This is a genomic window from Neptunicoccus sediminis (assembly GCF_001719615.1).
In the GTDB taxonomy this organism is placed as follows: Bacteria; Pseudomonadota; Alphaproteobacteria; order Rhodobacterales; family Rhodobacteraceae; genus Amylibacter; species Amylibacter sediminis.
Genome location: NZ_MDVX01000001.1, coordinates 637,243 through 650,239 on the forward strand (window position 1 = coordinate 637,243; position 12,997 = coordinate 650,239).

12 protein-coding genes are annotated in these 12,997 nt (G+C 58.4%); 6 read left to right on the forward strand and 6 right to left on the reverse strand.

The genetic code is table 11. The annotated features are described in order from the left end of the window. Position 1: 1 nt before the first annotated feature. Positions 2-547 carry an MOSC domain-containing protein gene (locus BFV97_RS02980; protein WP_069298805.1) on the forward strand — a complete coding sequence of 182 codons (546 nt, stop codon included), beginning with the start codon at positions 2-4 and terminating at the stop codon, positions 545-547. 22 nt (positions 548-569) lie between these two features. Here BFV97_RS02980 and BFV97_RS02985 read toward each other — a convergent pair whose 3' ends face one another. After that, positions 570-974 carry a (R)-mandelonitrile lyase gene (locus tag BFV97_RS02985; RefSeq protein ID WP_069298806.1) on the reverse strand — a complete coding sequence of 135 codons (405 nt, stop codon included), beginning with the start codon at positions 972-974 and terminating at the stop codon, positions 570-572. 42 nt (positions 975-1,016) lie between these two features. Further along, positions 1,017-2,003: a 2-hydroxyacid dehydrogenase gene (locus BFV97_RS02990; protein WP_069298807.1), complete on the reverse strand. Its 987-nt coding sequence runs from the start codon at positions 2,001-2,003 to the stop codon at positions 1,017-1,019. A gap of 125 nt (positions 2,004-2,128) precedes the next feature. On the opposite strand from BFV97_RS02990, the gene BFV97_RS02995 reads away from it, so the two are divergent. Continuing rightward, on the forward strand, positions 2,129-2,647 hold the full coding sequence (locus tag BFV97_RS02995) for an SH3 domain-containing protein (RefSeq protein WP_069299058.1): 519 nt from the start codon (positions 2,129-2,131) through the stop codon (positions 2,645-2,647). 5 nt (positions 2,648-2,652) lie between these two features. Here the strand turns inward: BFV97_RS02995 and BFV97_RS03000 are convergent, their stop codons facing one another. Together BFV97_RS03000 and BFV97_RS03005 are read right to left on the reverse strand one after the other, a co-directional pair. Next, positions 2,653-3,624 carry an NADPH:quinone reductase gene (locus BFV97_RS03000; RefSeq protein ID WP_069298808.1) on the reverse strand — a complete coding sequence of 324 codons (972 nt, stop codon included), beginning with the start codon at positions 3,622-3,624 and terminating at the stop codon, positions 2,653-2,655. Between the two features lie 27 nt (positions 3,625-3,651). Then, positions 3,652-5,685 (reverse strand): M3 family metallopeptidase, encoded by a 2,034-nt coding sequence (locus BFV97_RS03005; RefSeq protein ID WP_069298809.1) that lies wholly within the window; start codon positions 5,683-5,685, stop codon positions 3,652-3,654. Between the two features lie 227 nt (positions 5,686-5,912). Here BFV97_RS03005 and BFV97_RS03010 point away from each other — a divergent pair, with 227 nt between their 5' ends. Then, positions 5,913-6,299, forward strand: a complete 387-nt coding sequence (locus BFV97_RS03010) for a hypothetical protein (RefSeq protein ID WP_069298810.1) — start codon at positions 5,913-5,915, stop codon at positions 6,297-6,299. Between the two features lie 10 nt (positions 6,300-6,309). On the opposite strand, the gene BFV97_RS03015 is transcribed toward BFV97_RS03010, so the two are convergent. Next, positions 6,310-7,371, reverse strand: a complete 1,062-nt coding sequence (locus BFV97_RS03015) for a DUF2332 domain-containing protein (protein ID WP_157888257.1) — start codon at positions 7,369-7,371, stop codon at positions 6,310-6,312. Positions 7,372-7,479: 108 nt separating this feature from the next. On the opposite strand from BFV97_RS03015, the gene BFV97_RS03020 reads away from it, so the two are divergent. From BFV97_RS03020 to BFV97_RS03030, 3 genes are all read left to right on the forward strand, one after another. Beyond that, a complete protein-coding gene (locus tag BFV97_RS03020) occupies positions 7,480-9,981 on the forward strand; it encodes a GcvT family protein (RefSeq protein ID WP_069298812.1) in 2,502 nt (833 codons plus the stop codon). A 518-nt stretch (positions 9,982-10,499) separates the two neighbouring features. Next, complete coding sequence (locus BFV97_RS03025) at positions 10,500-11,750, forward strand: calcium-binding protein (protein ID WP_069298813.1); 1,251 nt, start codon at positions 10,500-10,502, stop codon at positions 11,748-11,750. A gap of 139 nt (positions 11,751-11,889) precedes the next feature. Further along, on the forward strand, positions 11,890-12,303 hold the full coding sequence (locus tag BFV97_RS03030) for a VOC family protein (protein ID WP_069298814.1): 414 nt from the start codon (positions 11,890-11,892) through the stop codon (positions 12,301-12,303). On the opposite strand, the gene BFV97_RS03035 is transcribed toward BFV97_RS03030, so the two are convergent. Further along, complete coding sequence (locus tag BFV97_RS03035) at positions 12,293-12,901, reverse strand: DUF937 domain-containing protein (RefSeq protein WP_069298815.1); 609 nt, start codon at positions 12,899-12,901, stop codon at positions 12,293-12,295. The genes BFV97_RS03030 and BFV97_RS03035 overlap by 11 nt on opposite strands. Positions 12,902-12,997 lie beyond the last annotated feature (96 nt).

Consider the following 12,997-nt stretch of genomic DNA (forward strand, 5'->3'; position numbering starts at 1 on the left):
AATGGCCCATGTAACCCTTGCCGAATGTGACGCGGCACTGCCCCATATACTGGACGCACCCAAGGAAGCCGCGATTGAGATTTTGTGCCGCCGCCCCGACTTTGGGCAACGGGATTTCCGCGAAGAACTGGAACTGCGTGTGGCCACAGGGATCGAAAACGAACGCTGGTTAAAACATCCGTGGATGACGCTTGAGGATGGCTCACCCGATCCGCGGATTCAGGTCTCCATCCTGCAAAAGCGGGTGCTGGATCTGTGCTGGCGCGATCGGGATAACGTGGTTTATCCGGGCGATACGATGATCGCGGATATGGATTTGGGGGAAGAAAACCTGCCCGTCGGCACCCGCCTGCAAGCAGGAACCGCCATTGTGGAAGTATCCGATGTGTTCAACACCGCCTGCGCCAAATGGAAGGTGCGCCATGGCCGTGAAAGTTTTGACTGGATCAACAAGCCGGACAACGTAAAACACCGTCTGCGCGGCGCCTTGTGCAGCATTGTTCAGGACGGTGTGGTGCGTAAGGGCGATATTCTCAGGAAGCTCTGATCCGGCGGGACTGTCGTCCGGATCACTCCGGCGTGCGGGTATAATCCGCGTCGCTGACCTGTTCCAGCCAGTCCGCGACCCGTCCGTCCTCTGCCTCTTGCATGGCGATATGTTCCATTGCGGTTTCTGGCGCTGCCCCGTGCCAGTGTTCCTCATTTGGTGCAAAGAACACGGTGTCGCCTGCGCGGATCACCTGCGGGGCCTGACCGCGCAGCCCGACCAGACCTGTGCCAGAGGTGATGTAGATCGTCTGGCCCAGCGGATGGGTATGCCAGGCGGTGCGCGCACCTGGCGCGAAATGTACCTTTAGCGCCCGCAGGCGTGCGGGTTCCGGCGCCTCAATGATCGGGTCCTGCCAGACATCACCGGTAAACCAGTCGGAACTGGCCTTGCGGGTCGGCCTGCTGGCGCTGCGGGTGATGTCCATCCGGCTTCCTTTCAGAATGTTTCGCTTTAGGCGGGTCCCACCCTACAGCATGCTTGGCACAACCTGATCCGGTGGCCGGTGTCCGTCTGCGAAGGTCTTGATATTGATGATGACTTTCTCACCCATCTCAACGCGGGCCTCTTCCGTGGCCGAAGCCATATGCGGAAGCAGCATCACGTTGTTCAGATCCCGCAGGCGGGGATTGATTTCGTTGCCGTGTTCAAACACGTCCAGTCCGGCGCCGGCCAGCTCTCCGGCGCGCAGCATGCGGGTGAGGGCGTTCTCATCCACCACTTCGCCGCGGGAGGTGTTGATGACGATCGCGCTCGGCTTCATCAGTTTCATGCGCCGCGCGTTCAGCAAGTGAAAAGTGCTTGGCGTGTGGGGGCAGTTGATCGAGACCACGTCCATCCGCGCCAGCATCTGGTCGAGGCTTTCGCAATAGGTGGCGTTCAGCGCGGCTTCGGCGTCTTTATGGACCCGTTTGCGGTTGTGATAAAACACCTGCATGCCAAAGGCATTGGCGCGGCGGGCGACGGCTGAACCGACCTGACCCATGCCCAGAATGCCGAGCCGCTTGCCCCCGAGCCGTGCGCCCAGAAAGGCCGAGGGCGACCAGCCCTGCCAGTCACCGGACTGCAGATGGCTGGAGCCTTCGCGGAAGCGGCGCATCACCGCCAGCATCAGCGCCATTGTCATGTCCGCAGTGTCATCGGCCAGAACACCGGGGGTGTTGGACACCAGAATCCCGCGCTGGCGGGCGGTGGCCACGTCGATATGGTCCACACCGGAACCATAGTTCGCGATCAGCCGCAGGTTGTCGCCAGCCTGCGCCAGCATCCCTGCATCAATCGTATCGTTCAGCGTTGGCACCAGCACATCGGCAGTGCGCAGCGCAGCGGTCAGCTGCTCGCGGCTGAGGGGCGTATCGGTTTCGTTCAACTTCACGTCGAACAACTCGGAAAGACGTTTCTCGACAGTGGCAGGTAACCGTCGCGTAACAACAACACTTAACTTACTTGAGGGCATTTGATGTAACCAACTCTGGATTTGTTTTTTCCATTCTGCCAAGGAATTACCCAATGGGGCAAGATCAAAGACCCCGACAAAGGCAAAAGATTTCACAACTCGACAATGTGGATGGCGATGGGCGGATGACGATGGCGCGGGCAGCTTTCTCTTTACTGGTTCTTGGACTTCTCATAGTGGCAGGTTTTGGCGGCGGGGCGGCGTTTGCATCCGGCAAGCGTGGCCCTGTGACGAACCTTCCCCTGCCACGGTTTGTGTCGATGAAATCGGACGAAGGTAACGTGCGGCGCGGCCCGTCCCTGACCCATCGCGTCGACTGGGTATTCAAACACGAAAACCTGCCGTTGCAGATTGTGGCGGAATACGGTCACTGGCGGCGGGTTCAGGATGCCGAAGGGCAGGGCGGCTGGATGCACTATTCGCTGCTGTCAGGCGCACGTTATGTGATCGTTCAGGAAGACAACGCCCGCCTGTATCTGACCCCGAATGACGCTGCCGCGACCCGCGCCCTTGCAGAGCGCGGTGCCTTGGCCCGCCTTGGCGCCTGTGAGCGGGATTTTTGTGAAATCAGCGCTCAGGGGGCCAAGGGCTGGGCGAAAAAATCCGATCTCTGGGGTGTTTTCCCTGACGAGATTCGCGACTGATCCGGCTATAGCGTCACCACCACCGATCCCATTTTATCCGCCTGTTCCACCCGTTCGTGGGCCGTGACAATTTGATCGAGCGGATAGCTGGCGGCGATGGAGTGGGTCAGTTGATCCGCTTCCAGCATGGCCGTTACCCCGTCAAGCGCGGCGCGGCGGGCTTGTGGTGTCAGGATATAGACAAGGATCATGCGCAGGGTCAGATCCTTGAACATCATCGGCATAAAGGGCAGTTGCGGCGCCGGATCACCGGCAGACCCATAGGCGGCAATGGTCCCGTTCGGGCGCATCACCTCGCATAGCAGTTGCGCGTTCAGGCCGAATTCCAGTTCTACCGCGCGGTGGGTGCCGCCGGTCAGGTCCAGTATCTGCGTTGCCGCATCCGCGTCGCGGTAGTTCACCACATGATCGGCTCCGGCGGCGCGGACATAGGCGGCTTTCTCGTCGCTCGACACTGTTGTTATGACCTCTGCCCCGCCGATTTTCGCCATCTGGATGGCATAGCGGGCCACCGTGCCTGCCCCGCCGGAGACAAGGATTTTCAGCCCCTCAACCGGCCCGTCCGCATAAACCGTGCGATAGGCGGTCAACGCGGGGATGCCAAAACAGGCGGCTGCATCAAAGGGGGTGGTGTCGGGCAGCGCCACGGCTTGTTCTGACGGCAGGGCGATATATTCGGCGCAGGTCCCAAGCGGGCGTTGCCACTGGCCGTTCCAGATCCAGACCCTCTGGCCGATCCGCGCACTGTCAACGCCTTCGCCCACGGCTTCGATCTCTCCGGCGCCGTCCGAATGGGGAATGATCAGCGGATAGGCCATCGCGCGGGCACCGGCGCGGGACTTCACATCGGACGGATTGGCCCCCGAGGTCGCCAGACGCACCAGAACCTCTCCAGCGGCAGGTTTCGGTGTGGGCTGTTCGCCAACCTGAAGAACGGCGGCAGCAGCGCCCTGTTCGGTATAAAATGCAGCTTTCATAGGATTTCCTTAATATTTGTGCGGTCGTCAGGCCGCAGTGTCCAAACCGCGACCTTTTAGCAGCGCATCTACTTTGGGCAGGCTGCCGCGAAAGGCGGTGTAAAGCTCTGCGCCTTCGGCTTTACCTCCGGCGGAGTAGATATGATCGTGCAGCTTGGCGGCAAGCTCGGGGTTGAACGGATCGCCGGTTTCTTCAAAGGCGGCAAAGGCATCTGCGTCCATGACCTCGGACCACATATAACTGTAATAGCCCGAAGAATAGCCGTCGCCGGAAAAGACATGGGCGAAATGGGGGGTGGCATGGCGCATCCGGATCGCGGCTGGCATGTCCAGATCCTTCAGGATTTCCCCCTGACGGGCCAGCGGATCAATGGGCGGCGTGCCGGAATGAAATGCCAGATCCACCAGCGCCGATGCGGTATATTCGACGGTGGCAAAGCCCATGTCGAAATTCTCTGCAGCCAGTAGTTTGTCCAGCAGCGCCTTGGGGATCGCTTCGCCGGTGTCCGCATGGCGTGCATATTTTTCCAGAACCTCGGGCACCGACAGCCAATGTTCGTAAAGCTGGCTTGGCAGTTCGACAAAATCCCGCGCCACAGAGGTGCCCGAGATCATCGGATAATGCACGTCCGACAGCATCGAATGCAGCGCATGGCCGAATTCATGGAACAGGGTGCGGGCATCATCAAAGGTCAGCAAGTTCGGCTCGCCTTCGGGGGCCTTGGCGAAATTGCAGACGTTCACGGTGACGGGGCGGATGTCGGCATCCAGATTGGACTGCGCCCGAAAGCGTGAACACCACGCACCGGAGCGTTTGGAGGAGCGGGCAAAATAATCCCCGATAAACACCGCCATATGCCGGTCGCCTTTGCGCACTTCCCATGCGCGGGCGTCCTTGTGGTAAAGCGGTACATCAAGGGCATGGAACGTTAGCCCGAACAGCCGGTTGGCCGTGTCAAACGCCGCTTCGATCATCTGGTCGAGCTGGAAATAAGGCTTCAGTTCCGCCTCATCCAGATCATATTCGGCGGCACGCAGCTTTTCTGCATAATAGCGCCAGTCCCAAGGTTCCAGATCACCATTCACGCCGTCGTCGTGCATCATCTCCGTCAGCCGCGCCGCATCCGCGTTGGCAGCAGCCTTGGCCGGTTCCCAAACCGCCATCAGCAAGTCGCGCACCGCATCGGGCGTTTTGGCCATTTCCGGTTCCAGCTTGAAATCCGCGAATGTGTCATAGCCCAGCAGGTTCGCCCGTTCCTGACGCAGCGCAAGGGTTTCGCGTACGATGTCGATATTGTCGGTCTCGCCGCCATTTTCGCCCCGCTTGCCCCATGCAATATAGGCTTTTTCACGCAGGTCGCGCCGCGCTGAAAATTGCAGGAACGGCACGATCAGGGAGCGGGACAAGGTGATGACATAGCCTTCCAGCCCCCGTTCCTGCGCCGCAGATTTTGCAGCCGCCTTCAGGAAATCAGGCAGCCCGTCGAGATCGGTTTCGCCCAGTTCCATGAACCATTCCCGCTCATCCGCAAGAAGGTTCTGGGAAAACGCCGTGCCCAGTTCCGCCAGACGTTTGGTCACTTCGGGCAGGCGGGCTTTGGCGGCCCCTTCCAACTGCGCACCGGCGCGTACGAACATACGATGGTACAGCTCCAGCACCCGCGCCTGTTCCGCGCTAAGGCCAAGGGTGTCCCTGTTTTCAAAAAGCTGATCCACCCGCGCAAACAGGGCTTCGTTCATCATGGTTTCCGAATTGAACGTGGCAAAGCGCGGGGCAAGAACGCGCTGCAAGGCTTCCCGTGCCGGATTGCTGTCGGCCCCTGTCAGATTGAAAAATACGCCCGCGACCTTGTCCATCAACCCGTCCGCCTGTTCCAGCGCGTCAATGGTATTGGCAAAACTGGCGGGTTCGGGATTATCCGCAATTGCGTTGATCGCAGCGCGGGACTGTTTGAAGGCTTCGTCAAAGGCCGGTGCAAAGTCGTCATCGCTGATCTGTGCAAACGGGGGCAGGGCGAAAGGGCCGGACCAATCGGTAAGAAACGGGTTTTGCGTGGGCATGTCAGAGGCTCCTGAAATCATTTGAGCCTGACCTTATGCGCCTTGATCACAGGTTTCCAGAGCCTGCGGTTCACAAGGACGCGGGGGCGTTGCGGCCACCGCGTCGCTCTGGTGGGGAACTGCGGTGTGAAAGGCGCGGAAACCCTGCGCCACTGCCGGTGTTGTCACAGTTTGGCCCATTTCCGAGGCTAGTTTGGGGCTGTGGAATCGGTCTGGATAGCGCGAAGATGAAAAGACAAATTGCAATTGGACTGGCCGGGCTTTGTTTGATGCTGGGTGTAGGCGGTTATATGCTTGCAGGGGTGTCGGTGACATCTCAGGCACCGGCGGCTGGGACGGCCCAAGATACGGCGCAATCGCCGTTTCTGGTAGAGCGCAAGTCAGGCGCCGCCGTGTTTGCCGATCCGGATGTCATGCCAGACGAAATGGCACAACAGGACGGGACGGCACCTGCCGGACCGAAAAACCTTCTCGGGGCATTGCTGAGCGGTGGCGCGAAAATGGCGAAATCGCCAGATTATGAACCGGGCGAAAGCCGGTTCAAAAAGGTCGGCACATTCGCGGGCGCGTGTTCTCTGGGGAGCGGTGCCAAAAGGTGTAGCACATCGGATTGATCGCCTGTGCTCAGGCTTCGGCGCCACCTTGCAACCCGTGCCAGCAGACCTCTTGCACATGGGGATTGGCATCCGCCAGAAGCTGGAACGCCCCTTGGTCGGGCCACATCCGCAGCGTCAGTTGGGCCTTGCCCTGATCGTTCAACTCAAACGACAGCCATGCCAGCGGCGATTCTGCCGTTGCATTGCGTCCGGCCTCTTCCATCGCGCGGGTGATCTTTTGTTGGGTCGTCTCCGGCAGATACTGCCAGGTGATCGAATGCATAAGAACGCGGGTCTGCCCGCGCGGGGCGGGGGGCTGGCACATCTGTTCCACCCAAACCCCCGCATCTGCGGCGTGCAATTCCGGTGGAAACTTCTGCGCCAGAGCGATTGCCGCGCGGGTGCGGGACAGGCGGTCGGGCTGATCCGGCCAGATATAGGCAAGCAGGCGCAGCGCCTGTTTCGGGTCCTCCACGCGGATCGGGTTCACATCACAGCCCTGTCGGGCAGCAATTACCGGCATCTGTCGGGGGGCTGTGCCTCTCCATTGAGGCGCAAGGCGCAGTTCGGAATGTTCATCGCCCAGATGAACCGCCCCCAACTGGTGGGAAAACCGCTCAAGGTTCAGGTTCAGCCCGCCCGATGAGCCGATCTCGTAAAGCACCAAGGGGCGTCCGCTTTGCTGTCCGATCAGTGCCAGCCCCGCCATAAGCAGGCTGGCGCGGGCAACCTCGTTCGTTTGCGGTGCAAAATTGAGAAAGTCGAGGATCTGAGCATCGCACTTCTGCAATGTCTCCGCCACGGCCTGCTCCAGATCCCGCTGTGCAGGCATCGGATTGGGCGGGTAAAGCGCGGCCAGTGTCGGGCTTTGTTCGGAAAGGACCATCGCATGAAACGCACCGCTCAACCGGAGTGGCACCACATCGCGCATCGGACCCGCCGCTCCCGGCCAGTCCATGACCCTGCGGCCTGTGGCAGTGCTCCCGTCCAGCGTTTCAAGCAGGGCCAGCAGCAGGGCGGATGTGAACTCGGAACCCAACTGGCGGCACCACGTGGCCTGACGCTCAAAAGCGCTGCGATCCAGAGCCATTCCATCCTCCATGTCGTTTTCGCCACAGCCCCTGTCGATTGACAGTGGATCAGGCCCGCGATTTTTGGCTATCTGATTGCAACTTATCGCCAAAAAGAGAGTCGTGCTATGAAAACCCACGTAAAAGCCTGTGTTGTCGGCGGCGGCGCTGTCGGGGCCTCGATTGCCTACCATCTGGCCAAGGCAGGCTGGAAAGACGTTGTCCTGCTGGAACGGGATGAACTGACATCAGGGTCCACATGGCACGCAGCAGGGCTGTTGCCGCTGTTCAACATGTCCTATGCGACAACCCATATTCACGATTATTCGGTGAAATTCTACAAAACGCTGGAAGAAGAGACCGGATTGAACGCCGGATTCTCTGTGGTGGGCAACCTGCGAATGGCCCAGACCAAAGAGCGGATGGACGAATATATGCTCTACGGGACCACGGCGGAATCCGTTGGCGTGCCGTTTGAGCAGCTTACCCCTGCGCAAATCAAGGAGCGCTGGCCGCTGATCCGCACCGAGGATCTGGAAGGCGCGATTTACCATCCGACCGACGGGTACATCAATCCCGCCGATGTCACGATGGCGATGGCCAAAGGCGCACGGCAGCGCGGCGTAGAGATCATCCGCAAGCGTCAGGTGGACAGCTACGAATGGACCGGCTCTGAATGGATCGTGCGCGGCACAGTAATGGTCGAAGTGGGCGGCAATCTGGTGCCTTCAGAGGAAACCTTTGAAATCCACGCCGAACATGTAGTCACAGCGACCGGCAACCACGCACAGCGCACGGCCAAACTGCTGGGGATTAAAATCCCCGCGATCCCTGTGGAACACCAGTTTATCGTCACTGACGCGGACCCGGAACTACAAGCCTACCGCGCAGCAGGGCATGCGGAACATCCCGTTATCCGCGATGCGGATGCGCAATCCTATGTGCGGGAAGAACGGGGCGGCTGGATTTTGGGCGTCTATGAAAAGAACGCTCCGGCGCGGTTTGAATATGGTGTGCCCGACAGTTTCCGCGCCGATCTGTTCCAACTGGATCTGGAGCGTATTGAAGAGCAATATATGGCGATGATCCACCGGATTCCGTCCTGCGAAAATTCCGGTCTGAAAGACGATTTCAACGGCCCGATCTGCTACACGCCGGATGGCAACCCGCTGGTGGGTCCGGCCCCCGGTCTGCGCAATATGTGGCTGGCCGAGGGCTTCTCCTTCGGGATCACTGCGGCGGGGGGAACCGGCTATTACATGGCGCAGATGATGGTGGAAGGCGAAGCCGAGATCGACATGGCATCGCTTGACCCGAAGCGCTATGGCTCTTGGATGACGACAGAGTTCGCCGCCCGCAAGAACGAGGAATGCTACGACCACGTTTACATCCTGCATCACCCCGACGAGGAACGCCCCGCCGCACGGCCCTTGCGCACGGCCCCTGCCTATGACCGTCAAAAAGCGCTGGGCGCGCAGTTCGGTTTTGTGAACGGCTGGGAGCGTCCGAACTACTACGGGCCGCTGGATGCGCCGGATAATTTTGACCATGACGGGCGGTCTTTCCGCCGTGGCACATGGTGGCCCTATGCAGTGGAGGAGGCCAAAGCCATCCGCGAAGGCGTTGGCCTGATAGATGCCACGGCCTTTACCAAACATGTGGTCAAGGGACCGGGCGCGTCCGCGTTTCTGGACTGGTTCACCTGTAACAAACTGCCCAAAGTGGGCCGTATCAACCTGACCTATGCGCTGACGGATGCAGGCACCACCCGCACCGAATACACTATCGTGCGCAATGGCGAGGACTCCTATTATCTGGTCTCTGCCGGAGCGTGGACGGATTACGACGCCGATTTCCTGCGCAAAGCGGCTGAGGATAAAGCGGGCGAATTCGGCTATATCGAAATCCAGAATGTCACCAACCAATGGGGTGTCTTTGCTATCGCCGGCCCGAAATCCCGCGATGTTCTGAAGAAGATCATCAAGGACGCCGATCCTGAAACCGCCCTATCAAACAAGCGGTTCCCGTGGCTGTCTGCACAACAGATCGAACTGGGCATGTGTCCTGTGAATGCGATCCGTGTGGCCTATACGGGCGAATTGGGCTGGGAATTGCACCACCCGATCGAAATGCAGAACTACCTGTGGGATCTGATCCTTGAGGCAGGAGAGGAACACGGGCTGAAGCTGGTGGGTGCACGGGCGCAAAACTGGCTGCGGCAGGAAAAATCCTATCGCGCATTCGGCAACGAACTGGGCCGCGATGCCACCCCTGCCGAGGCCGATCTGCCCCGCTTTATCGACCTGAGTAAGGAGTTCAACGGCAAGGCCGAGATGGAGGCCAAAGGCATCCGCGCCAAATGTGTTACCCTGCTGATCGACGGACCCGTTGATGCCGATCCTTGGGGCCGCGAAGCGCTGCTGCTGGATGGCAAGAAAATCGGGCGGCTGACCTCGGGTGGTTATTCGGTGCATTTTGAAAAACAGATCGGTCTTGGCTATGTGGCCCCGGAACTGGCTGTCGTCGGGCAAAAACTGCAAGTGCGGATGCTGGGGGATTTGTGGGATGCAGAGGTGGTTGAAGACAGCCCCTATGATCCAACCAACGCCAATATTCGCGTGAACGGGTAACACCGGATTAACCTTAATATTACGCCAAAGTACGCCGCCCTGATCGGGGCGGCGTTCGTTTATTTTTAGCTTTATTTCCACCATCGATTTAAGAATGGGGACAGTTCCAACTTATTTCTGCCCTGCCTAAATTATGTGCTAATCTTCCGGTACTATCCTGATGTTGGTGCTTTTTGTCGTTTGATCCTGCCTGATACCCGACCGTTTTAAAACATCCGAAAGCCCGGCCCCGCGTCGGGCTTTTGACGCATGGTTTGTTCGAAAAAATATCGCATGCCGCTATGCGTTGACCGAGCATGCATGCTAGCCGCAGACTAAATCTGCGCGGGTGCTTTAAGAAGTTGTGCAATTTCAGGGTGAAATTCAGGCAATCTGGCAACAATTTTTGATTGAAAAAACGCATGTATCATGCAATTTCACCACAAAATAGCCCGATTTCCCCCTCTCTTTACTCTGGGTAAACTAGTGGAAAGCTGCACCCAATAGTGCAGCAGCATTGATCTACAGAGGGATGTTCGATGAAATTCAAATTTAATGGTGGAAACATTTATAGCATATTCGCGTATGGTGTTGCCGGTGCAGAGATCTCCTCAATTACCGACACCAAAATTTTTTACCAGAAAGATAACATGGAAGCTGTGTTAGCGGGAGAGGGATTTTCCACAACGGGCTCCGGCGCCTTGGCTTCAGCAGGTACAGTTCATTCCATCACGGTGAAAGTAGATGGCGAGGTGAATGCCAGAGGAATGGATTTAACGTGGTCCTTGTCAGAGTTACTATCTGAGATCAAGATGATGGAGGAGGCGATCGAAGCGAGCGAAGCGTATGATCCCAGCGGTTTGAGCGCACTGCTGTCCGATGGTCCACTTGAGGTAAATGGTATTGGCGCAAGTCAAGGGATAAGGTTTTTGGAGGAGTTGACTTACGATGGAGAAGTCACATTCAAGGGCTCATCGCACAGTGACATTGTGTTCGTCGACGCTGGTGATGATAAATTGTTTGGTCGTGGCAATCGGGATTATCTTGCCGGGGGCGAAGGCAATGATCGAATAGACGGTGGTGGCGGCGCGGATATCCTGCATGGGAATGAAGGTAACGACAAGATCATTGGTAGAGGTGGTGATGACGAAATTTTTGGTGGAGCTGATGCCGATGACATCGACGGGGGCAGCGGCGCAGACATCATTAACGGCGACGAAGGCAATGACGTCCTTAGCGGCGGAAAAGGTAGAGACACCATAGACGGCGGTGCCGGTGACGACGAGATTAACGGCGATGGCGGCCATGACAAGCTGAACGGCGGGGCCGACAACGACATCATCCGCGGTGGTGCCGGTAAGGACCGGATTGACGGTGGCGATGGCAATGACATTCTAGGTGGAAATGCCGGTAAAGACACGATCAAGGGCGGCGCAGGCAACGACTTTATCGTTGGCGGCTCGGGCAAGGACGTGCTGTACGGCGGCACCGAAGCCGATCAGTTCATCTTTAATGACGCCAAAGACAGCGGCAAAGGCAAGTATTCCGATGTCGTTATGGACTTTGAACAGGGTGTCGATTTCCTCGACTTCTCAGCGCTCATGGCAGAGTTCATCGGGGATGCAAAATTCTCGGGCACCGGCGCGGAAGTTCAGGCCAGAAACGACGGAGAGGGCAATTCCGTCCTGATCGTCGATGTGGACGGTGACGGCAAAGGCGACATGCGCGTCGATGTGATGGGGGTAGAGGATCTGATGGCGGACAGCTTTGTGTCGTTTGATCCTGCCTGATACCCGACCTTTTTGAAACATCCGAAAGCCCGGCCCCGCGTCGGGCTTTTTGGTGGGATGTTCAGAATTTTCCTGACTTGTTTTTCCTGCAAAGCCGGTGTGAAACTGATGTTTCAACCACGCCCGAAGGAGCCCCCCCGTGTCGCAACGCCTTGCCCATACAGCCCTGATTGTTCGGGATTACGACGAGGCGATCGCCTTTTACGTGGATGTCCTCGGCTTTGAGCTGGTTGCGGATACTTACCAACCGGAGCAGGACAAGCGCTGGGTCGTGGTGCGCCCCAAGGGGGAGCATTCCGCGTCCCTTGTGCTGGCGCGGGCCAGTGATGACACCCAGCGCGGTTTTGTCGGAAATCAGGCGGGCGGACGCGTGTTTCTGTTTCTGCAAACCGATGATTTCTGGCGCGATTACAAGCTGTACCTGTCTCGCGGCGTGGAATTTACCCGCGATCCGGCGGTGATGGACTATGGCACCGTGGCCGTGTTCAAAGACCTTTACGGCACGCTTTGGGATTTAATCGAATTTGCAGACGAGCCGCGCGTCAGCGCATGACTTTGCGCAGGATGTCGTTCATGGGTGAACCGTCCCCGTCCGCGTCCAGCAAACGCGACAATTGGCCAAGGTCCGGTCCCTGACCGTCGTCATTTCCGCCGCCCAGAAAGCCGCCGACCATGCCCATGATGCCGCCGCTGTCATCCGCGCCGGAAAACCGGCCCATCAGGTTTTCGATGGTGTTGTCTGGCATCTCTTTTTGCAAACCGCCTTGTAGCATTGCTGCCAGTGCGGGCAGGAATTGCATCACTGTGGTCAGATCGATCCCTGTGCGCTCTGCCGCTTCCGAAGCGATCTCCTTGGGGGCTTGATGTCCGCCCATCAGGGTTTCCAGAAACGCCATGCCCTGCGCCTGTCCTGTCGGCGCTGCGGCTTGGGAGGCATCTTCAAAATAGCTGCGTTGCTGTTCGCCGTGGAGCGAGGACAACAAGTCCTGCATCCCACCGCTTTCGGCCTTTTCTTTGGCGGCCTGACCGATGGTCGGGGCCAGTAATTCGGACAGTTGCTTTGCCTGCGTTTCATTCATGCCGAACTGATTGGCAAGCTGCGAAAGTCCCTGCCCGTGATGGGCTTGTTGCAAGAGGGTCATAAGGGACATGGCGGTCGCTCCTGTCGTTCAAATGCTGTTGATAAGAATGATGTGGAACAAAAACTTGCGCGGTCAAGCCCGCCAGAAAGCGGCCCTGCGGGGAAT